1 protein-coding gene is annotated in these 236 nt (G+C 72.5%); it reads left to right on the forward strand.

Going from position 1 to position 236, the window contains the following annotated elements:
- On the forward strand, nucleotides 1–236 hold a 236-nt coding region (locus ACZ3HG_RS24880; protein ID WP_465335219.1), incomplete at both ends, for a DUF3418 domain-containing protein.

Below are 236 nucleotides of genomic sequence, written 5' to 3' on the forward strand. Positions count from 1 at the left end.
GATCGAGGAGCGCGAACGCCGCCGCGACATCCTCGTCGGCGACGAGGCGGTGTTCGCGTTCTACAACGCGCGCATCCCCGCGGACGTCACCGACGTCCGCTCGTTCGAGACCTGGTGGAAGGATGCCTCGAACCGCACGCCGCACCTCCTCGACCTGCGCGAGTCCGACCTCACCGGCGACCGCGCGCAGGGCGACGACCGGGCGTTCCCCGCGCGCTGGCGCCAGGGCGACCAGA

Source organism: Erwinia sp. PME.40.26/001, assembly GCF_055556675.1.